This is a genomic window from Paracoccus gahaiensis (genome assembly GCF_005048225.1).
GTDB classification, from domain to species: domain Bacteria; phylum Pseudomonadota; class Alphaproteobacteria; order Rhodobacterales; family Rhodobacteraceae; genus Paracoccus; species Paracoccus gahaiensis.
Window position 1 is genome coordinate 31,846 of record NZ_SUNI01000007.1, and the last position, 19,536, is coordinate 51,381.

A 19,536-nucleotide genomic window follows, 5' to 3' on the forward strand; every position below is an offset into this window, starting at 1 on the left:
CCGGGACGGTCCCGCGCGGCAGCCTAGACCGGGGCGGCGCGTTCGCAAAGCGTCTTTCTGACGGGTTTGCCCGGGCCGAGGGCGGCCGCCCCAACGCCAAGGGCCGCCCCCTCCGGGGCGGCCCTGCCGTGCGGTCGGTGCGCGTGGCGATCAGCGCGCGGTTTCGCGCAGGACCTCGCCCTCGGGGTCCAGCTCCAGCGTCACTGCCTCGCCCTGCGGGTTGGTGGCGTCCAGCATCACGCGGGGGCCGTCCTGACGCAGCAGGCCGAAGGCAGAATAGCCGGCCTCGGTCAGGCTCGCGTTCACCGCGACCGTGTCGAATTCCGGCGCCGGCGCCTGGCCGCGCATCATGTCGCCGCGCGGGCCCTCGCCCCGCATCATGTCGCCGCGCATCATGTCACCGCGCGGGCCACGCTCGTGATCGCCGCGCCCGTGATCGCCCCGCTCGTGGCGCGGGCCGCGCCCCTCGCGATCGCCGTCGCGCTCTCCGTCGCGCGCGAAGCGCAGCACGTTGCCCGCCTCGTCGAACTGCGCGCGCATGTCCTCGCCCTGGGCATCCTCGCCCTTGACCTCGAAGCGGCCGTATTCCGCCTTGATCTCCTCGATCATGCCGAATTGCGAGATGATCTCGTTGGAGCGGACGGCCTGCGGCAGGATCGTGTCGATCATCGCCTGCGGCATGGCCATGTCATCGGTCTCGATCTCGATCAGGCTGTTGTCGGGGGCGAACTTGACCTCGACCTCGGAGCCCGCTTCGCTGCGGCCCTTGATCTCCAGATGGCGGGGATGGGTCTTGATCTCCTCATAGGTGGCGAACAGCGACAGCGCCTCGTGGTCGCGCAGCTCGGCCGGCAGGGCCGCATCGACGACCGGGGCGGGCAGCATGCCGTCATCGGCCTCGATCTTGATCAGGTTGCCGGCCATGTCGAACTCGGCCTCGATCTCGGTGCCGTCGGGCAGATTGCCCTCGTATTCGCGCTGGCCGTCGCGCTTGGTCTCGACGCTGACGCGGCTCAGCTCCAGGCCCTGCAGCAGGGCGGGCAGCTCGATGCCGCCGGCCTGGGCGGTGGCAGGGGCGTCGGGTGCGGTCTGGGCGGCGACGGGGGCCGTGCCTGCGACAAGGGCGATCAGCGCGGCGGTGGAGGCGAGATGGGTGATGGTCATGTGGTCTTCTCCTGTGAAATTCTGGCGTGGCCGTCGATGGTGGCCCGCGACGAATCACATCTAACCCAGGGCGCCCGAACGAACCGCCAATGCGGCATTTGGTTTTCATTGGGGTTCGCATGGCCATAATGACCTTCATGAGACGCCCCGCCCCCCTTGCGATTCTGATGGTCCCGCTGCTGGCGGCGCTGGCCGGGCCCGTGGCCGCGCAGCCCGCGCCGCCGCCCGACGCGGTCGACCCCTGGGCCACCAGTTTCCGCCCCATGCCCTTCCACCAGATCGCCGAGGCCGTCACCGCCCGCTATGCCGGGCGCCTGCTGGCCGCCGAGACGCGGCCCCCCTCGCCCCAGGAACGCGCGATGGGTGCCGAGCTGGTCTATGAGTTCCGCCTGCTGACGCCGGACCGCAACCGCCTCAACATCCGCGTCGATGCCCGTACGGGGCGGTTCCTGGAGGTGGCCGGGCGCGGCCAACTGCAGGCCCGCCGCTTTGCCCCGGCCCAACCCCAGGACTGACCCCCCATGCGCGCCTTGATCGTCGAGGACGACCCCCTTCTGGCCGACCAGCTGTCCCAGGCCATGACCCAGGCCGGGTTCGTCATCGACCATGCCCCGGACGGCACCCAGGGCGAGTTCCTGGGGGCCACCGAAAGCTATGACGTGGCGATCCTGGATCTGGGCCTGCCGGGCCTGTCGGGGATCGAGGTGCTGACCCGCTGGCGCGATCAGGGCCTCACCCTGCCGGTGCTGATCCTGACCGCGCGCGGCGACTGGACCGACAAGGTGGCGGGCTTTCGCGCGGGGGCCGACGACTATGCCGTCAAGCCCTTCCGCCTGGACGAGGTCGTGCTGCGGGCCCAGACCCTGATCCGCCGCGCGGCGGGCCATGCGCGACCCCAGATCCAGGCGGGGCGGCTGCAGCTGGACGGGCAGCTGGGCGTCATCACCCGCGACGGGGTGGCGCTGAAGCTGACCAGCTTCGAATCGCGCATCCTGACCTATCTGATCCACCATCAGGACCGCGTGGTCAGCCGGACCGAGCTGTCCGAGCACCTCTACGAGGCCGAGACGGATCGCGACTTCAAGTCGATCGAGGTCGTCATCGGTCGCCTGCGCCGCAAGGTCGGCGAGGGCGTGATCGAGACGCGGCGCGGCGAGGGCTATGTCCTGAGGGTCGCGTGACAGGCTCCATCCGGGGCCGGTTGCTGCTGCTGGCGGCGGTCTGGCTGTCGGCAGCGCTGCTGGCGGCCTTCCTGCTGATCGCGCATCTGCTGAAGGATTTCGTGACCGACCGCTTCGATGCCGAGACGCTGGCCATCGCCGACAGCCTGATCGGCCAGCTGGAGGTCGATGACGACGACGATCGCATCGAGCTGGACGACACGCCGCTGGACGTGCGCTTCACCCTGCCGCTGTCGGGCTGGTACTGGCAGGTCGCGGCGGACGGGGCGGCGGTCGCGCGGTCCGGATCGCTGCTGGACGGGCAGCTGACGGGACCGGAGGGCGATCTGACCGGGGCCATGGGCCGCGACACCGACGGCGCGGGCCTGCGCGTCCTTCGGCGCGAGCTGACCATCCCCGACAGCGATGCCCGAATCGCGGTCACCGTGACCTCCCCCCTGTCCGAGATCGAGGCGAGCCTTGTCCAGATCGTCCGCCCTCTGGCCGTGGCGCTGGCCGTGCTGGGACTGGGGCTGGCGGCGGCCAGCCTTGTGCAGGTAACGATCGGCTTGCGCAGTCTGGACCGCCTGCGCGCCGATCTGGGCCGGGTCCGGGCGGGCGGCGCCGACCGGCTGGCCCGCCCCGACGTGTCCGAGCTGCGCCCCCTGACCGACGAGATCAACGCCGCGCTGGACCAGAACGCCACGCTTCTGGCCCGCTCGCGCCAGCATCTGGGCAATCTGGCCCATTCGCTGAAGACGCCCCTGTCAGCCTTGTCGAACGAGCTGCCCGTGAATCATGCGGGCCAAGCGCTGATCACCCGCATGGACCGGCTGATCGGCTGGCATCTGCGCCGCGCGCGCCAGGCCGGACCGCGCCTGCTGGGTCAGCGAACGCCGGTGGCGCCGGTGATCGAGGATATCCTGCTGGTCCTGCGCTGGCCCTTGGCCGACAAGGGCATGACCGCCGAGGTCAACTGCCCCCCGGATGCCGCCTTCCCCGGAGAGCGTCAGGATCTGGAGGAGATGATCGGCAACCTCTCCGAGAATGCCGCCAAATGGGGCCGCGCGCGGCTGCGGCTGGTCGTGCAGCCCGCGCCCGGTCGGCTGGTCCTGAGGATCGAGGACGACGGCCCGGGCCTGGACGCGACCCAGGCCCCCCGCGCGCTGATCCGGGGCGCGCGGCTGGACGAGCTGGGCCCCCCCGGGGCCGGGCTGGGGCTGGCCATCGTGGCCGATCTGGCCGCACTGCATGGCGGCGAATTGCGTCTGGAACGCTCGGATCTGGGCGGTCTGGCGGCGATCCTCGATCTGCCTGCCTGAAATTTCCGCAAAGCTTCGCGGCTCATATTTTACCATTTGATAAAAAAACGGACCTGTGCCAGCCTGATCTGACCAACAGGTGAGCCAGGAGACGAAAATGTCCCAAGCCGAACTGCCCCCGATGCGATTGGCCCCCGGCGTGGTGCCGGGGCGTCTGACCCCCGACCAGCTGGCGGCGAACTTCGTCGATGTCGCCCCGCCGCTGGACCGCCACGAGGCGCGCATCGCCGCCGATCGCTGCTATTTCTGCCATGACGCGCCCTGCATCACGGCCTGTCCGACCAGCATCGACATCCCGCTGTTCATCCGCCAGATCTCGACCGGCACGCCGGACGCGGCGGCGATGACCATCTTTCACGCCAATATCCTGGGCGGCATGTGCGCCCGCGTCTGCCCGACCGAGCAGCTCTGCGAAGGCGCCTGCGTGCGCATGGAGGCCGAGGGCCAGCCGGTCGAGATCGGCGCCTTGCAGCGCTATGCCACCGACGGGCTGATGGCCCAGGATGCGCATCCGTTCAGGCGCGCCGCCGCCACGGGCAAGCGCGTGGCGGTCGTGGGCGCGGGCCCCGCCGGTCTGGCCGCCGCCCATCGGCTGGCCGCCAAGGGCCACGAGGTCACCATCTTCGAGGCCCGTCCCAAGCCCGGCGGTCTGAACGAATACGGCATCGCCAGCTACAAGGCCGTGGACGGCTTCGCCCAAGCTGAGGTCGACTGGCTGATGGGCATCGGCGGCATCACCCTGCGCCACGATCAGGCGCTTGGCCGCGACATCACGCTGGAGGCGCTGCAGGCGGAATACGACGCGGTGTTCCTCGGCATGGGTCTGGGCGGCGTGAACGCCCTGCGCGCGACGGGCGAGGACCGGACCCATGTGCTGGATGCGGTCAGCTTCATCCGCGACCTGCGGCAGGCCTCGGATCTGGGCACCCTGCCGGTGGGCCGCGACGTGGTGGTGATCGGCGGCGGCATGACGGCGGTGGATGCCGCCGTGCAGGCCCGGCTGCTGGGGGCCGAGAACGTCAGCATCGTCTATCGCCGCGGTCAGGACCGCATGGGCGCCAGCCGCCATGAGCAGGACCACGCCACCGCCAGCGGCGTCCGCCTCATCTGCAACGCCGCCCCCGTCGCCGTCCACGGCAACGGCGCGGTGACCGAGGTCGAGTTCGCCTATACCGTCGACGGCCCCGGGGGCCTCACCCTGACCGAGGACCGCTTCCGCCTGAAGGCCGATCAGGTCTTCCGCGCCATCGGCCAGCGGCTGGACGGCGCGCCATCGGCGCTGGCGCTGGAGGGCGGCAAGATCGCCGTCACCGGACCGGGCCGCACCACCCTTGACGGGGTTTGGGCAGGCGGCGACTGCGCGGCGGGCGGCGACGATCTGACCGTCACCGCCGTGGCGGAAGGCCGCGACGCGGCAGAAGACATCGACGCCCGGCTGACCGGACGTCCCGTCGAAATCCCCGGCTGAGGACGCACCCCATGGCAGACCTGCGCAGCACCTTCATCGGCATCAAATCCCCCAACCCCTTCTGGCTGGCCTCGGCGCCGCCTACCGACAAGGAATACAATGTCCGCCGCGCCTTTCAGGCCGGTTGGGGCGGCGTCGTGTGGAAGACCCTGGGCAGCGAGGGCCCTCCGGTGGTCAACGTCAACGGCCCCCGCTATGGCGTCATCCACGGCCCCGACCGCCGCGTCCTGGGCATCAACAATATCGAGCTGATCACCGACCGACCCCTGGAGGTGAACCTGCGCGAGATCAAGTCGGTCAAGCGCGACTATCCCGACCGCGCGCTGATCATCTCGCTGATGGTGCCCTGCGATGAGGACAGCTGGCGCGACATCCTGGCCCGGATCGAGGATACCGGGGCCGACGGGGTCGAGCTAAACTTCGGCTGCCCGCATGGCATGGCCGAGCGGGGCATGGGTTCGGCCGTGGGCCAGGTGCCGGAATATATCGAGATGGTCACCCGGTGGGTGAAAAAGCACAGCCGCATGCCCTGCATCGTCAAGCTGACGCCCAATATCAGCGATGTGAGGAAACCCGCCGAGGCCGCCAAGCGCGGCGGCGCGGATGCGGTCAGCCTGATCAACACGATCAACTCCATCACCTCGGTCGATCTGGACCTCTTCGCGCCCCAGCCCACCATCGACGGCAAGGGCAGCCATGGCGGCTATTGCGGCCCGGCGGTCAAGCCCATCGCCTTGAACATGGTGGCCGAGATCGCCCGCCACCCCGAGACGGCGGGCCTGCCCATCAGCGGCATCGGCGGCATCACCACCTGGCGCGACGCCGCCGAGTTCATGGCGCTCGGCGCGGGCAATGTGCAGGTCTGCACGGCGGCGATGACCTATGGCTTCAAGGTCGTGCAGGAGATGATCACCGGCCTGCACGACTATCTGGACAGCCATCAGATGCAGCTGTCCGACCTGATCGGCCGCGCCACCCCCAATGTCACCGACTGGCAGCATCTGAACCTGAACTATGTGACCAAGGCGGTGATCGACCAGGAGGCCTGCATCAGCTGCGGTCGCTGCTATGCCGCTTGCGAGGATACCAGCCACCAGGCCATCGCCATGAAGCCCGGCCGCGTCTTCGAGGTGATCGAGGAGGAATGCGTGGCCTGCAACCTCTGCGTCGATGTCTGTCCGGTCGAGGACTGCATCACCATGCGCGAGCTGGAGCTGGGCGAGATCGACACGCGCACCGGCCTGCCTCGCGCAGGCTATGCCAACTGGACCCAGCATCCGAACAACCCGATGGCGCGGGCGGCGGAATAGGCGAGGCTCTTGCGTCTCGCGACGCCGGGGGGCCAGCCCCCGTCGCCGGCTGGTCCTCGGACCAGTGGCGCACCAGCCTACGACCCCCGGAATATTTTTACCAAGATGAAGGGGCCATGGGTCACGCGTCCCTTTGCCCTTTCATCTTGGCTCAAATATCCAGTCTTCGCCTACAACGCGTAGATGCGCCCGAACTTCTCCTCGAGATAATCCAGAAGCGGTTCCGGGCCGATCGGGCCGCCCGTCGCGGTCTCGATCAGCTCGGCGGGGGGCAGCAGGCCGCCATGGCGCTGGACGTTCTCGCGCAGCCATTCGGCGCCGGGGGTGGCGTCACCGCGGGCCAAGGCCGCGTCCAGATCGGGGACATCCTCGCGCAGGGCTTGGTTCAGACAGCCCGCATAGACATTGCCAAGCGCATAGGTCGGGAAATAGCCGAAAAGGCCCACGGCCCAATGCACGTCCTGCAGCAGGCCGTTGGCGGGCCGGTCCACCGCCACGCCGAAATCCTTCAGGAAGCGCGCATTCCAGGCCTCGACCAGATCGCGCGTGTCGAGGCGCCCCGAAATCAGGTCGCGCTCCAGATCGAAGCGCAGCATGATGTGCAGGTTGTACTGCACCTCGTCGGATTCGGTGCGGATATAGCCGGGCGTCACACGGTTCACGGTGGCGTAGAAGGCGTCCGGGTCGGTGATGTTCAGCCCGTCGAAGGCCTGGCTCATGCGGTCGAACAGCCAGCCGGTGAAGGCCCGGCCCCGGCCCATCTGGTTCTCGTAGATGCGGCTCTGGCTTTCATGGACACCCATCGAGACGCCGCGCCCCAGAGGGGTGAAGGCGTAATCGGGATCGATGCCCAGCTCGTAGCTGGAATGGCCGACCTCGTGGATCGTCGAATAGATGCAGTTGAAGGGATCGGTCTCGACCACCCGCGTGGTGATGCGGCTGTCCTGCCAACGGCCCGAGCTGAAGGGATGCACGGCCAGATCGATCCGCCCCCGCGTCCAGTCATAGCCGAAGGCGGTGGCGCAGCTGCGCGCCAGACGCAGCTGGGTTTCCTGCGGGAAATGCCCCGACAGCGCCTGCGGCTGGCGGTCGGCGCCCAGCACGTCGTCGCGCAGCGTCACCAGACGCGGGCGCATGGCGTCGAAGAGCGAGGCCAAGCGCGCGCCGGTCATGCCGGGCTCGTAATCCTCCAGCAGCGCATCGTACAGATCGCCGCCATCGGCCAGGGCGGCGGCCTCCTCGCGCTTCAGCATCAGCACCTGATCGAGGGTCGGCAGGAAGTCCTCGGGGGCGTCCTTGGCACGGGCCTCGGCCCAGATGCCCTGCGACAGCGAAGTCAGCCGCGCCAGTTCGGATGCCAGACGCGCCGGCACGCGGCTGGTGCGGGCGAAATCGCGGGCGATCAGCGCGACGGTGCGGCGCTCGGCCTCGGTCCGGGGATCGGCATCGTCCAGCCATTCGCCCAAGCGCGGATCGGTGCGGCGCTCGTGCAGCACCTCCTCCATCGCGCCCATCTCCTCGGCGCGCTGTTCGGTGGCGCCGCGCGGCATCACCGTTTCCTGGTCCCAGCCAAGCCGCTCGGCGACCGAGGACAGGGCTTCGGTCTGGCGCTGGAAGGCCAGCAGGTCGGTCAGGGCGCTCATCGGATCACTCCTCGGATCGAGGTTTCATGGGGATAGCGGGCGTGGTGGCGGGCGCGCAGCAGCGTCGCGAACAGGACGACCGCGCCCAGCTGGTGCGTCAGCGCCAGATGCAAGGGAGAGGCGTAGATGACATTGGCGATGCCGAGCGCGATCTGCACGGCCATGGCGGCGATCATCAGCGTGAAGGCCCGGCGGGTGACCGGATGGGGCGAGCGGCGGGCGCGCAGCCAGACCACCACGGCGAAGGCCGCCAGCAGATAGCCGGTCATGCGGTGGATGAACTGCACCAGCGCCGGGTTCTCGAAGAAGTTGCGCCAGCCCATCGTGCCGTCCCAGATGGCGGCGGGGATCCACTCGCCGCCCATGGTGGGCCAGCCGGTATAGGTCCGGCCCGCATCGATGCCCGCGACCAGCGCGCCCAGCAGGATCTGCACGAAGGTCAGGTGCATCAACCCGGTAGACATCGAGAACAGTTTGGCCTCGCCCGCCCGGCGGGACCGCATCAGAAGCGCCTCGCTCCGCGACAGGTGCAGCACGTACCAGGTGATCAGGCCCAGGATGACGAAGGCGATGCCCAGATGCGTGGCGAGGCGATAGGAGGCCACGCGCACCATCCCCTCGGTCAAGCCCGAGCTGACCATCCACCAGCCGATCGCGCCCTGCAATCCGCCAAGCGCGCCCAGGCCCAGCAGGCGCGGCGTCCAGCCGGCGGGGATGCGCGAGGTGGCCCAGAAGGCCAGGAACCCGAGCGCCCAGACCAGCCCGACGGCGCGCCCGAGGAACCTGTGTCCCCATTCCCACCAGTAGATGTACTGGAACTCGGACAGGGACATGCCCCGGTTGACCTCGACATATTGCGGGATCTGGCGATAGGCGTCGAATTCGCGCTGCCAGTCGGCGGCGTTCAGGGGCGGGATGGTGCCGGTGACGGGCGCCCATTCGGTGATCGACAGGCCCGAGCCGGTCAGGCGCGTCGCCCCCCCCACCACGATCATCGCCAGCACCATCGCGAACAGCACCATCAGCCAGACCCTGATCGCGCCGCGCGCGCCCTTGGGCCGGGCGTCGATCATGCCGGTGGTCTGGACGGGGCGGCTGGTGGCGGTGGGGTCCGAGACTTCCTGGAACACAGGGCGCTTGGCCATCGCGGTCTCCTTGTTGGCGGCGAGAGGAACGGGGGCGGTCAGCGGCGGGTCAACTGGCGCAGGATGCCGTGCAGGATGCGCACGTCGCCCTGCGTCAGGGCAAGGCGCGACCACATGTTGCGCAGGTTCAGCCGCATGGAGGCGGCCTTGGTGTCGGGAAAGAAGAACCCCGCCTGCGTCAGCTGGTCGTCATAGTGATCGCCCAACCGCTCGATCTCGATGCGGTCGGCGGGGGTCTCGGCCAGACCGCGCCGCAGATGGGGGGCGGGCTCGGGGGGCAGGATGTCGCGGCCGTATTCATAGCCCATCAGAAGCACCGCCTGCGCAAGGTTCAGCGAGGGGAAATCGGGGTTCACCGGCACCGTCACGATGGCGCTGGCGCGGGCGATCTCGTCATTCTCCAGCCCCGTGCGTTCGGGGCCGAAGAGGATGGCGCTGCGGCCCTGGCGGGCGCGCGCCTCGGTCATCGCGGCCTCGGGGGTCAGCACCGGCTTGGTCAGCTCGCGGCCCCGCGCGGTGGTGGCATAGGCGTATTCGATGCCCTCCATGGCCTCGGCCAAGGTGGGATAGACGCGGGCGTGGTCCAGCACGCGGCCTGCGGCGCCCGAGGCCATGGCGACCGCCTTCGGGTTGGGCCAGCCGTCGCGGGGATCGACCAGCCGCATCTCGGTCAGGCCGAAATTCAGCATGGCGCGGGCGGCGGCGCCGATGTTCTCGCCCATCTGCGGACGGACCAGGATGATGACGGGAGCGCGTTCGATTTGCATGGTCCGGCATCTAGTGCGTCTGGCGGCGACGGGCAAGCTGCGCTATCTGCGACATGAAGGAGATATTCCATGAGTGACGACGCGCCGCAACTGTACCTGATGACGCCCGCCGGAGCGCAGGCCTCGGCCCTCGGCCCCCTGCTGGCCGAGGTGATGGACCGCATCGCCCCCGCCTGCCTGCGCATCCGCGGCGGCGCCGAAGAGGACGAGCTGGGCCGGCTGGCCGATCTGGCGCGCGAGATCGGACATGCCCGCGACGTGGCCGTGGTGATCGACGACCATGTCAAGCTGGCGCAGCGGCACGGGCTGGACGGCGTGCACCTGACCGACGGGGCGCGCAGCGTGCGCTATGCCCGCAAGGAACTGGGCGACGATGCCATCGTGGGCGCCTTCTGCGGCGCCTCGCGCCACGAGGGGCTGTCGGCGGCGGAGCACGGGGCCGATTACGTGGCCTTCGGTCCGATCACCGAAAGCGCGCTCTACAAGGGCGAGCCGGTGGAGCTGGAGCTGTTCCAGTGGTGGTCCGAGATGATCGAGGTGCCGGTCGTGGCCGAGGGCGCGATCACCCGCGACCTGATCGCGGAACTGTCGCCGATGACCGATTTCATCGCGCTCGGCGCCGAGATCTGGACCCAGGACGATCCGGTCGCGGCCCTCGTCCAGCTGTGGACCTGACCTAGAGCATCACCGGCGTGTGGTCGCCCGCCGCAAAGCGCCGCAGCACCGCCGGATAGAGGCGGTGCTCCTGCACCAGCACCCGCGCGGCCAGAGCGTCCGCATCGTCGCCCGGCAGGACCGGTACCCGCGCCTGCCCCAGGACCGGCCCGGCATCCAGTTCCGGCGTGACCAGATGGACCGTGCAGCCCGCCTGCGCATCCCCCGCAGCGATCGCGCGGGCGTGAGTCGCAAGGCCAGGGTATTTGGGCAAAAGAGAAGGGTGAATGTTCAGCATCCGCCCCGCGAAGCGCTGCACGAACGCGGGCGTGAGGATGCGCATGAAGCCCGCGAGGCAGATGATGTCGGGATCCGCGGCCAGGAGGGGCTGCAGCAGCGCGGCCTCGAACCCGGCGCGGTCGCGCGGAAAGTCGCGATGATCGACGGCCGCCGTGGGCACGCCCAAGGCGGCGGCGCGTGCCAGCCCGCCCGCCTGCGGGTCGTTCGAGGCGACCAGGACCGGGCGTGCGGGATGGTCGCCCGTCATGTCCCGGACCAGCCGGATCATGTTCGATCCGCCGCCCGAGATCAGGATCGCGACGCGTGTCACGCAAGCGTGCCGGAATAGCGGATGCCCACGCCTGCCGTGACGCTGCCCATGCGGTGGACCGTCTCGCCCTGCCCCGCCAGCAGATCGGCCAGGGCCTCGGCGCGGTCGGGCGCCACGACCAGGATCATGCCGATGCCGCTGTTGAAGGTCTTGAGCATCTCGTCCTGCGCGATCCCGCCTGCCTCCGCCAGCCAGCCGAAGACCGGCGGCAGCGGCCATGCGGTCAGGTCGATCTCGGCCCCCAGATCCTTGGGAAGGACGCGGGGCAGGTTCTCGGTCAGCCCGCCGCCGGTGATATGGGCCAGCGCATGCACGCCCCCCGCCCGGATCGCCGCCAGTGCGGGCTTGACATAGAGCCGCGTGGGGGTCAGCAGCGCCTCGCCCAAGGTGCTGTCCGCGAAGGGCGCGGGGTCGGACCAGGCCAGGCCGGCATGGTCGGCCACCTTGCGCACCAGCGAATAGCCGTTGGAATGGACCCCGTCCGAGGCCAGCCCCAGAAGCACATCCCCCTCGGCCACGCTTGCAGGCAATGCGGTGCCGCGCTGCATGGCGCCCACGGCAAAGCCTGCCAGATCGAAATCGCCATCGTGATACATGCCGGGCATCTCGGCGGTCTCTCCGCCGATCAGGGCGCAGCCGGCGGCCTGGCAGCCGCGCGCGATCCCCTCGACCACGCGGGCGCCCTCGTCGACCGACAGCTTGCCGGTGGCGAAGTAATCCAGGAAGAACAGCGGCTCGGCCCCTTGGCAGACCAGATCGTTCACGCACATGGCGACCAGATCCTGCCCCAGACCGTCCAGATGTCCGGTGTCGATGCCGATGCGCAGCTTGGTGCCCACCCCATCGGTCGCCGCGACCAGCACCGGATCGTCATAGCCCGCGGCCTTCAGATCGAACAGCGCCCCGAAGCCGCCAAGCGCATCCATGACGCCCGGCCGCGCTGTGGCGGCGGCGGCGGGCTTGATCCGCTCGACCAAGGCGTTTCCAGCGTCGATGTCGACGCCCGCGTCGCGATAGCTGATCCCGTTCTTCGTCATGGCGGCCCCCGGCTGATGTCGGCCCCCCGATAGCCGAACCCCGCCCCCGGGGCAACGCCCAAGCTTGACCTGCGTGCCGGGCGCGGCTAGGCAGAGCCTCGCTGCGGGGGCCTGTAGCTCAACTGGTCAGAGCAGGGCGCTCATAACGCCTTGGTTGCGGGTTCAAGTCCTGCCGGGCCTACCAATATCCCTTGCAGGACCATGCGTCCCGTCGCGGCGCCGTCGGAATTTTGCAGGTGCCGTGCGCGGTAAACCGCATGACGAAAGCCCGCGCGGGGGGGCGCGGGCTTTCCTGACGTTTGCAAGGCGTGGTTGGACGCTAGACCAAGACCTTGCGGTGCTGGATGTGCCGGGACACCAGCTTGCGCCCCATGCGGCCCGAGGCCAGGACGCGGGCACCTTGAGGAGCGTGGTCCCGATCGCGCAGTTGCGGGAACAGGGCGAAAATCTCTGCGCGGGCAGCCTGGCTAACCGATTTCAAAGCCTGGGGACCGGTGAACATCGACTCGGTTTCGGCACCATTGGCGATCACGACCTCATGCTTGTCGAACATGAAGTGGAAGTAATCGACGCTGTCCACGTCCTGCGCGATGTCGATGCCCTCGATCTGAAGCAATTGCTTCGCGGCGACCAGGACTTCGTTCGTCCCGAACATCTTCTGCGCGATCTTCGAGCGGATCAAGATCCGATGCTGCGGAGACACCATCAGGTCCGTCGATGGCAGTCCGGCACCCAATGCGCCTGCCGAGATACGGATCGGTCGGAAATTCGGGAACGCGGTCAGAACCGCCGGGGTCACGTTTCGCGAGCCGATCCAGGAGATCGGCACATCCCCGTTATCCTTCGTGCAAACAAGGTCGCCCACGGAAAGATCTTCGACGGACCTGTATCCGGAGGGCGTCAGGATGTCCGTTCCCGCGGCAAAGCAGACGAGGGCCCCGATTTCGTCTGTTTCGATGACGAGGCTTGCATCGGGATCGGGCGTTTGGGTGGTCACAACCTGATTTAGAAGGCCGTTTACGCCGTTCGGCGCCAAGAGAGGATTGTTGGCGACGAACTCGGTTAGTGAAACATCGGGCAGCGAAACAGTGGCGGGTAGGCCTGCCGTCGTTGTGGTTAAGGAGCCAGATACGGTCAGGTTATCTGCATCCAAGGGGTCTTCGGAAATGATAAACACATTCCCGCTTTGATCGATAAAATAGTCACCAGTGATCTGATTTACAGTAATTGTAGCGCGAATATCGATAAGAGAAGTTACCGAGACTGGACCCAAATTAAGCCCGACGTTGGAAAACTCGACGCCTCCCTGGTAGGAGCCCGCAATCGGCTCACCGCCGACGATGGGAGCGAGATATTCGCCCGGTTGGGTGGTGGTCGAACTTCCATCGTCCAGAACGTTATATTGCTCGAACTCCCTCGACTCGCCAAAGGAATTCAGTACCCCCGTGGGCGGCAAGGTGACGACAGGCGTCTCGGCGCCGAGATCGATGGTTGCGCCGTTGATTTGAGTTAGGAATGGCATGTGGAAACCTCATTTGACACCGGAATTCCCGCAAGACGCGGGAAAGAAGGACAGGCGATCAGGTCATGAATCAATAACCCCTGAGTTGCATACCACACGCGCAGGAAGAATCAGCCGTTTTCTGCACAAGTTAGTTTAGTTTAATCCAATCGTTGGACGTGAGCAGCCTTGACCGACCTTGTCAGCAGGGCTGAATTGCCTGCGCCATAGGCTGACCACGAACAGCGCAAGGCGTCTTGGCAGCAAGGCCAGGCCTGCGTCCAAGACCATGCAGGGCCGATGCACAGGTGGGGCCAGCGACAGGGGACCGGTGGCACCCTGCGGTCAGTCGCGGCATCCGGCAGGTGCGCCAACCCGCCCCGCCGGCACGCCAGGTGTCAGACCAGCCCCACCTTCCGGCGGATCGCCTCGTCGCGCAGCGAGATCTCAGAGCCGAGGAAGGCGTCGGCCTCGGGGGTACACATCCAGACCAGCGCCCGCGCGGGCCATTCGGGCGGAATATGGACGGACCAGTCGATCTGGCTGACCGGGTTGATGCCGCTGGCGCGGATCGTCTTCTGCATGTCCGTCGCCACCGTGCCGGGCGACAGGCTGAGGGCACGGATGCCCTCGGCCCGCGCCTCGTGATCCAGCGCGCGGGTCAGCATCAGGGCGCCCGCCTTGCCGGCGCAATAGGCGCTCCACCCCTGTTGCGGAGCATGGGCCGCGCCCGAGCCCACGGTCAGGATCGTCCCGCCGCCGCCCGCCCGCAGGACCGGCAGCGCCGCGCGCATGCCGTGAAAGACGCCCTTGAGGTTCACGTCGATGGCCAGCCCCCAGGCGTCGGGATCGGTCGTGGCCAGATCGCCGATCGGCCCGATGAGGCCCGCATTGTTCACCAGCACGTCCAGCCGCCCGAAGCGGTCGGTCAGGTCGGCCACCGCACGCTCCATGTCGGCGGCCTGCGCCACATCGCCACAGATCGCCAGACCGCCGATCTCGGTCGCCAGCCCGGATACCGCCGCCTCGGTCCGCGCCATGGCGCCGACATGGGCGCCCGCCGCGGCGAAGGCCCGCGCGGCGGCGGCGCCGATGCCGCGGCTTACCCCGGTGATCAGCACCACCTTTCCCTGAAGATCGACCATCCTGTCCTCCGTCCGGCACCTCCGGCGCCCCTGTCCGCCCGGGCCGCCATCCGGCCGCCCCTCGTGTTGCCCGGACATCTGGATCATGCCCCCGCGCCCCGTGCAAGCCGGTCCGGCGCGCGGCGCGGGCCCTGGGGATGTCGGGATCGTGTGCGAACGGATCGGCGCCCGCCCCGTTGTCCCTGCCCGATCCCCAAGCCATGGACCCGTCCCACGTGCCCCTCAACGTCCTGATCGTCGCCAGCGAGACCCCCGCCCAACGCAACGCCCGGCGCCGATCCGCAGGCACCTCCTCCGACGAAAGCTATGCCGAGACGCTGGCCCGCCTGCAGGGCGATCTGCGCATCGACACCCTGTCCTGCGTGGATGACGGGGGGGCCACGCTGCCCGACCTGAGCCGCTATGACGGGCTCTTCTTTGCCGGATCGCCGATCCAGATGCACGAGGACACGCCCGAGACGCGGGCTGCGGCGCGGTTCATGGCAGGGGTGTTTCAGGCCGGCGTGCCGTCCTTCGGGTCCTGCGCGGGGCTGCAGATCGCAGCGGTCGCGGCCGGCGGGGCGACCGGGCTGCGCAGCAGCGGGACCGAGGCCGCCTTCGCGCGCAACATCACCATGACCGAGGCGGGCCGGACGCATCCGCTGCTGCAGGGCCGCCCCTCGGTCTGGTCCGCCCCGGCCATGCATTCCAGCGTGGTGACGGCGCTGCCCCCCGGCGCCGTGCTGCTGGCCCGCAACGGCGACACGCCGGTCGAGGCGGTCGAGATCCGGCAGGGCCCGGGCGTCTTCTGGGGGGTGCAGTATCACCCCGAGATCACCTTGGCCGAGATCGCCGCCTCGCTGCGCCGCCAGTCCGGGGATCTGATCGACGAAGGGCTGGCACGCGACGATGCCGCGATCGAGGATCACGCCGCCAGGCTGGAGGCGCTGAACGACGATCCCCATCGGCGCGATCTGGCTTGGCAGCTGGGTCTGGACGACGAGGTGACGGATGCCGGGCGGCGGACGCTGGAGTTGCGCAACTTCCTGACCATGATCGCCGCCCGGTCGGTCGCGATGGCCTGATCGCGGCGTCTCAGGTCTGCGGCGCGCCAGACTCGCTGCGCCGGCGCGAGGTCGCGCGCTCCTGCAGCTGGTCCAGCGCATCGGCATTGTCGCGGCCCCAGCCATAGACCAGATCTACCAGCCCGACGAAACGGTGGCCCAGGGGCGTCAGCCGGTATTCGACCGCCGGCGGCACGACGCGTTCGACATGGCGGGTCAGAAGGCCGCTGGCCTCCATCTCGCGCAGGGTCTGGACCAGCATCTTCTTGGAAATGCCCGGCAGGCTGCGCTGCAAGACCCCGGTCCGCGCGGCGCCTGCGTGGCGGGCCTGCAGCGTGTGCAGGATCATGCTGGTCCATTTGGTCGAGAACAGCTCCATAACGCGTCGGGGCGCGCAATCCTCGCGCCAGTCCTGATCGGGGCCGCTGGCCTGCATGGTGGTAACCCTTCGGTGCCTAGGTCCCGAAATGGTGCCGTCTGGAGGATGCGGGCGCAAGCCCCTACCTGAGGGGCCAGACACAGACAGGAGACACCCATGACCCGCACCGCATTGATCGTCGGCGCCACCGGCATCCAAGGCCGCGCCATCGCCCGGCAACTGGCCGACGAAGGCTGGACCGTCCTCGGCCTCAGCCGCACCCCGCAGCCGCAGGAGGGCGTGACCCCCGTGGCTGCCGATCTGCTGGACCCTGCATCCCTCGCTCGCGCGCTGCAGGGCCTGACCCCCAGCCATGTGTTCCTGACCACCTGGCTGCGCATGCCGACCGAGGCCGAGAACATCCGCGTCAATGCCGCGATGATCCGCAACCTCTTCGACGCGCTGCGCCCGGCGGGCAGCCTGCAGCATGCGGCGCTGGTCACGGGCCTCAAGCATTACCTGGGGCCGTTCGAGGCCTATGGCCAGGGCAGCCTGCCCCAGACGCCGTTCCGCGAGGAGCAGGGCCGCCTGGACGTCGCCAACTTCTACTATGCGCAGGAGGACGAGCTGTTCGCCGCCGCCGACCGTGACGGGTTCGGCTGGAGCGTGCATCGCCCGCATACCGTCATCGGCCAGGCGGTCGGCAATGCCATGAACATGGGCACGACGCTGGCCGCCTATGCCACGCTCTGCCGCGAGACCGGGCGGCCGTTCCGCTTTCCGGGATCGGCTGCGCAATGGAACGGGCTGACCGACATGACCGATGCCCGGCAGCTGGCCGCGCAGGTGATCTGGGCCGCCGAAACGCCCGCCGCCCGCAACGAGGACTTCAACATCGTCAATGGCGACGTCTTCCGTTGGAGCTGGATGTGGCCCCGCATCGCCGGCTGGTTCGGGATCGAGGCCGAAGAGTTCGACGGCACGCCCCGCCCGCTGGAGGCGCAGATGCAGGATGACGCCCCCCTCTGGGCCAGGATCGCGGCGCGCGAGGGGCTGGCCGAACCCGATCTGGGCCGCCTGGCCTCGCCCTGGCACACCGATGCCGATCTGGGCCGTCCGATCGAGGTGGTCACCGACATGTCGAAAAGCCGCCGCATGGGGTTCACCGGCTATGTGGCGACCGATCAGGCGTTCTTCGACCTGTTCGAGCGGCTGCGGCAGGACCGGCTGATCCCCTGATCGGTTCGGGGCCGCCGGGGCGACGCCATGGCTTCCCCATCGGCGCGGGCTGGGACAGGATGGCGGCCAGACGCCCGTCCCAGCCAGAAGGAACCGCCCCGATGATCACGCAAGACGCCACAACGCAGCTGGCGGCCCTGCGCGCCGGCACCCTGACGCCCGCGCAGCTGATGGCGGAGACGCTGGACCGGATCGACGAGATCAATCCGCGCGTCAACGCCATCGTCGCCCTGCGCCCGCGCGAAGTGCTGCTGGCCGAGGCCGCCCGCGCGCCCGCCGGGCCGCTGCAGGGCCTGCCCATGGCAATCAAGGATCTGGCCGACACGGCGGGGATCGTGACCAGCTATGGCTCGCCCGCCTTCCGCGACCATGTGCCGGTCGCGGACAGTCCCATGGTCGCGCGGCTGCGCCAGGCGGGTGCGGTGATCATCGGCAAGACGAACACGCCGGAATTCGGGCTGGGCTCGCACAGCTACAACCCCGTCTATGGCGTCACCCGCAACCCCTATGACCCGACCCGCTCGGCCGGGGGGTCCAGCGGCGGCGCGGGCGCGGCGCTGGCCTGCCGGATGGTGGCGCTGGCGGACGGGTCCGACATGATGGGATCGCTGCGCAACCCGGCGGGCTGGAACAACGTCTTCGGCTTTCGCCCCAGCTACGGGCTGGTGGCGGGCGGCGGGCCCGGCGATCTGTTCCTGCCGCAGCTGTCGACCGAGGGCCCGATGGCGCGCTCGATCCGCGATCTGGAGCTGCTGCTGGCCGTGCAGTCGCAGCCCGACCCCCGCCACCCCCATTCCACCGGCCCCTATCGCCCCGAGGCCTCCACGCGAAAGCTGCGCATCGGCTGGCTGGGCGATTGGGGCGGCGCCTATGCGATGGAACCGGGGGTCCTGAACCTCTGCGCCCGGGCGGTGGGCGTGCTGCAGGATCTGGGCCACCACGTCGCGCCGATGGCCCCGCCCTTCCCCGCCGAGGCCCTGTGGGAGGCCTGGACCCTGCTGCGCAGCTGGACCATCGCGGGAAATCTGGGCACGCTGCTGGACAGCGCGCCCGACATGGTCAAGCCCGACCTGCAATGGGAGATCGAGCGCGGGCGGGCCGCGACAGCCGCCCAGATCCGCCGGGCCAGCGCGCTGCGCTCGGACTGGTTCCGCCGCACCGCCGCGATGGAGGTGGACATCCTGGCCCTGCCCTCGGCGCAGCTCTTTCCCTTCGATGCCGACCTGCCTTGGCCCGACCGCATCGCGGAAACGGCCATGGACAGCTATCACCGCTGGATGGAGGTCGTCGTGCCCGCCTCGCTGACCGGCCTGCCCGCATTGTGCGTCCCGGCGGGCTTCGGCCCCGCAGGCACGCCCATGGGCCTGCAGCTGATCGGCCATCGGGGGCAGGATGCGACGGTCCTGAACCTGGGGCGCGACTACGAGGCGGCGACCGACTGGATCGCCGAGGCTCCGGGGCTGGCACGGCCCGGGTGACGCCCCCGCGCGATGCAGGCCGCGCCTTGGGGACGCTGTCGGCCCCGGTCGGCGGCGGGGCGAACCGGCTGCGCCCTTGGCCCCGATCCGGCGGCGTCCCCTGCTGACCCGCTGCCCCTCTTGCGGGGTCCGGGCGTCAGCCGGTCTTCGTGCGGAAGAACAGCGATTGCGCCGTATAGACCAGGATCGCCGCCCCCACGGCCCCCATCGCGGCCACGCCCAGCAGGACGATCACATCGACCGGCCCACCGATGTCGCGCAGATGGGAGTTGGTCATGACCTCGACGAAGATCACTGCCGCGACGGCGCCGAAGGGCATCGACAGCTGCGCCAGCAGGAACTTGCGCATCGACATCGAGCGGTCGCGGACCAGCACGAACAGATAGGCCAGCGTCACGACGAGGGCGGCGGCGACCATGGCCCAGAACAGGCCCCGGCCGAAGATCTCCTCGAAGACCGCGATCAGGGTGGTGAATGTCAGTTCTTGCATGA

General features: G+C 69.1%; 19 protein-coding genes and 1 tRNA gene. 10 read left to right on the plus strand and 10 right to left on the minus strand.

From position 1 onward, the window contains the following. Positions 1–150: 150 nt before the first annotated feature. On the minus strand, positions 151–1,164 hold the full coding sequence (locus tag FA743_RS09765; RefSeq protein ID WP_136885925.1) for a PepSY-like domain-containing protein: 1,014 nt from the start codon (positions 1,162–1,164) through the stop codon (positions 151–153). A gap of 137 nt (positions 1,165–1,301) precedes the next feature. On the opposite strand from FA743_RS09765, the gene FA743_RS09770 reads away from it, so the two are divergent. The 5 genes from FA743_RS09770 to preA all read left to right on the plus strand — a co-directional run bounded on the left by FA743_RS09770 (position 1,302) and on the right by preA (position 6,424). Next, complete coding sequence (locus tag FA743_RS09770) at positions 1,302–1,679, plus strand: PepSY domain-containing protein (protein ID WP_136885926.1); 378 nt, start codon at positions 1,302–1,304, stop codon at positions 1,677–1,679. A 6-nt stretch (positions 1,680–1,685) separates the two neighbouring features. Continuing rightward, complete coding sequence (locus FA743_RS09775; RefSeq protein WP_136885927.1) at positions 1,686–2,345, plus strand: response regulator transcription factor; 660 nt, start codon at positions 1,686–1,688, stop codon at positions 2,343–2,345. Further along, entirely contained in the window at positions 2,342–3,646 is a 1,305-nt protein-coding gene (locus tag FA743_RS09780; protein ID WP_136885928.1) for a sensor histidine kinase, read from the plus strand. Before FA743_RS09775 ends, FA743_RS09780 begins: the two co-directional genes overlap by 4 nt. 97 nt (positions 3,647–3,743) lie before the next feature. Continuing rightward, complete coding sequence (locus tag FA743_RS09785) at positions 3,744–5,114, plus strand: NAD(P)-dependent oxidoreductase (protein ID WP_169308837.1); 1,371 nt, start codon at positions 3,744–3,746, stop codon at positions 5,112–5,114. Between the two features lie 11 nt (positions 5,115–5,125). Continuing rightward, complete coding sequence (gene preA, locus FA743_RS09790; RefSeq protein WP_136885929.1) at positions 5,126–6,424, plus strand: NAD-dependent dihydropyrimidine dehydrogenase subunit PreA; 1,299 nt, start codon at positions 5,126–5,128, stop codon at positions 6,422–6,424. 170 nt (positions 6,425–6,594) lie between these two features. Here the strand turns inward: preA and FA743_RS09795 are convergent, their stop codons facing one another. From FA743_RS09795 to FA743_RS09805, 3 genes are read right to left on the minus strand one after another with little or no spacing between them, the layout of a single operon-like run. Beyond that, complete coding sequence (locus tag FA743_RS09795) at positions 6,595–8,067, minus strand: carboxypeptidase M32 (RefSeq protein ID WP_136885930.1); 1,473 nt, start codon at positions 8,065–8,067, stop codon at positions 6,595–6,597. Continuing rightward, a complete protein-coding gene (gene ctaA, locus FA743_RS09800; protein WP_136885931.1) occupies positions 8,064–9,212 on the minus strand; it encodes a heme A synthase in 1,149 nt (382 codons plus the stop codon). The genes FA743_RS09795 and ctaA overlap by 4 nt, the downstream gene beginning before the upstream one ends. 38 nt (positions 9,213–9,250) lie before the next feature. Continuing rightward, entirely contained in the window at positions 9,251–9,979 is a 729-nt protein-coding gene (locus tag FA743_RS09805; RefSeq protein WP_136885932.1) for an RNA methyltransferase, read from the minus strand. Positions 9,980–10,048: 69 nt separating this feature from the next. On the opposite strand from FA743_RS09805, the gene FA743_RS09810 reads away from it, so the two are divergent. Next, positions 10,049–10,654 (plus strand): thiamine phosphate synthase, encoded by a 606-nt coding sequence (locus FA743_RS09810; RefSeq protein ID WP_136885933.1) that lies wholly within the window; start codon positions 10,049–10,051, stop codon positions 10,652–10,654. A 1-nt stretch (position 10,655) separates the two neighbouring features. Here FA743_RS09810 and purN read toward each other — a convergent pair whose 3' ends face one another. Both purN and purM read right to left on the minus strand, forming a co-directional pair. After that, entirely contained in the window at positions 10,656–11,243 is a 588-nt protein-coding gene (gene purN / locus FA743_RS09815; protein ID WP_136885934.1) for a phosphoribosylglycinamide formyltransferase, read from the minus strand. Further along, on the minus strand, positions 11,240–12,280 hold the full coding sequence (purM, locus tag FA743_RS09820) for a phosphoribosylformylglycinamidine cyclo-ligase (RefSeq protein WP_136885935.1): 1,041 nt from the start codon (positions 12,278–12,280) through the stop codon (positions 11,240–11,242). Before purM ends, purN begins: the two co-directional genes overlap by 4 nt. 107 nt (positions 12,281–12,387) lie before the next feature. Between purM and FA743_RS09825 the strand changes: the two genes are divergently transcribed. Beyond that, positions 12,388–12,464: transfer RNA gene (locus FA743_RS09825), tRNA-Ile, on the plus strand. Positions 12,465–12,599: 135 nt separating this feature from the next. Here FA743_RS09825 and FA743_RS09830 read toward each other — a convergent pair. Together FA743_RS09830 and FA743_RS09835 are read right to left on the minus strand one after the other, a co-directional pair. Continuing rightward, a complete protein-coding gene (locus FA743_RS09830; protein WP_136885936.1) occupies positions 12,600–13,802 on the minus strand; it encodes a Hint domain-containing protein in 1,203 nt (400 codons plus the stop codon). Positions 13,803–14,179: 377 nt separating this feature from the next. Further along, the gene (locus FA743_RS09835) at positions 14,180–14,926 is read right to left on the minus strand and encodes an SDR family oxidoreductase (RefSeq protein ID WP_136885937.1); all 747 of its coding nucleotides are present in this window, start codon (positions 14,924–14,926) and stop codon (positions 14,180–14,182) included. A gap of 215 nt (positions 14,927–15,141) precedes the next feature. Here FA743_RS09835 and FA743_RS09840 point away from each other — a divergent pair, with 215 nt between their 5' ends. Further along, positions 15,142–15,990 (plus strand): glutamine amidotransferase-related protein, encoded by an 849-nt coding sequence (locus tag FA743_RS09840; protein ID WP_211242233.1) that lies wholly within the window; start codon positions 15,142–15,144, stop codon positions 15,988–15,990. A 10-nt stretch (positions 15,991–16,000) separates the two neighbouring features. Here FA743_RS09840 and FA743_RS09845 read toward each other — a convergent pair whose 3' ends face one another. Further along, positions 16,001–16,405 (minus strand): winged helix-turn-helix transcriptional regulator, encoded by a 405-nt coding sequence (locus tag FA743_RS09845; RefSeq protein WP_136885939.1) that lies wholly within the window; start codon positions 16,403–16,405, stop codon positions 16,001–16,003. A gap of 99 nt (positions 16,406–16,504) precedes the next feature. Between FA743_RS09845 and FA743_RS09850 the strand changes: the two genes are divergently transcribed. Continuing rightward, a complete protein-coding gene (locus FA743_RS09850) occupies positions 16,505–17,566 on the plus strand; it encodes an SDR family oxidoreductase (RefSeq protein WP_136885940.1) in 1,062 nt (353 codons plus the stop codon). A 101-nt stretch (positions 17,567–17,667) separates the two neighbouring features. Further along, positions 17,668–19,044 carry an amidase gene (locus FA743_RS09855; RefSeq protein ID WP_136885941.1) on the plus strand — a complete coding sequence of 459 codons (1,377 nt, stop codon included), beginning with the start codon at positions 17,668–17,670 and terminating at the stop codon, positions 19,042–19,044. A 136-nt stretch (positions 19,045–19,180) separates the two neighbouring features. Here the strand turns inward: FA743_RS09855 and FA743_RS09860 are convergent, their stop codons facing one another. Next, positions 19,181–19,534, minus strand: a complete 354-nt coding sequence (locus FA743_RS09860) for a DUF5368 domain-containing protein (RefSeq protein ID WP_136885942.1) — start codon at positions 19,532–19,534, stop codon at positions 19,181–19,183. Between the last annotated feature and the right edge of the window lie 2 nt (positions 19,535–19,536).

What these genes read in the sequence shown, in the direction of transcription:
- FA743_RS09765 (WP_136885925.1), bottom strand. Translation starts at nt 1,164, where the DNA reads ATGACCATCACCCATCTCGCCTCCACCGCCGCGCTGATCGCCCTTGTC.
- FA743_RS09770 (WP_136885926.1), top strand. Translation starts at nt 1,302, where the DNA reads ATGAGACGCCCCGCCCCCCTTGCGATTCTGATGGTCCCGCTGCTGGCG.
- FA743_RS09775 (WP_136885927.1), top strand. Translation starts at nt 1,686, where the DNA reads ATGCGCGCCTTGATCGTCGAGGACGACCCCCTTCTGGCCGACCAGCTG.
- FA743_RS09785 (WP_169308837.1), top strand. Translation starts at nt 3,744, where the DNA reads ATGTCCCAAGCCGAACTGCCCCCGATGCGATTGGCCCCCGGCGTGGTG.
- preA (WP_136885929.1), top strand. Translation starts at nt 5,126, where the DNA reads ATGGCAGACCTGCGCAGCACCTTCATCGGCATCAAATCCCCCAACCCC.
- FA743_RS09795 (WP_136885930.1), bottom strand. Translation starts at nt 8,067, where the DNA reads ATGAGCGCCCTGACCGACCTGCTGGCCTTCCAGCGCCAGACCGAAGCC.
- ctaA (WP_136885931.1), bottom strand. Translation starts at nt 9,212, where the DNA reads ATGGCCAAGCGCCCTGTGTTCCAGGAAGTCTCGGACCCCACCGCCACC.
- FA743_RS09805 (WP_136885932.1), bottom strand. Translation starts at nt 9,979, where the DNA reads ATGCAAATCGAACGCGCTCCCGTCATCATCCTGGTCCGTCCGCAGATG.
- FA743_RS09810 (WP_136885933.1), top strand. Translation starts at nt 10,049, where the DNA reads ATGAGTGACGACGCGCCGCAACTGTACCTGATGACGCCCGCCGGAGCG.
- purM (WP_136885935.1), bottom strand. Translation starts at nt 12,280, where the DNA reads ATGACGAAGAACGGGATCAGCTATCGCGACGCGGGCGTCGACATCGAC.
- FA743_RS09830 (WP_136885936.1), bottom strand. Translation starts at nt 13,802, where the DNA reads ATGCCATTCCTAACTCAAATCAACGGCGCAACCATCGATCTCGGCGCC.
- FA743_RS09835 (WP_136885937.1), bottom strand. Translation starts at nt 14,926, where the DNA reads ATGGTCGATCTTCAGGGAAAGGTGGTGCTGATCACCGGGGTAAGCCGC.
- FA743_RS09845 (WP_136885939.1), bottom strand. Translation starts at nt 16,405, where the DNA reads ATGCAGGCCAGCGGCCCCGATCAGGACTGGCGCGAGGATTGCGCGCCC.
- FA743_RS09850 (WP_136885940.1), top strand. Translation starts at nt 16,505, where the DNA reads ATGACCCGCACCGCATTGATCGTCGGCGCCACCGGCATCCAAGGCCGC.
- FA743_RS09855 (WP_136885941.1), top strand. Translation starts at nt 17,668, where the DNA reads ATGATCACGCAAGACGCCACAACGCAGCTGGCGGCCCTGCGCGCCGGC.
- FA743_RS09860 (WP_136885942.1), bottom strand. Translation starts at nt 19,534, where the DNA reads ATGCAAGAACTGACATTCACCACCCTGATCGCGGTCTTCGAGGAGATC.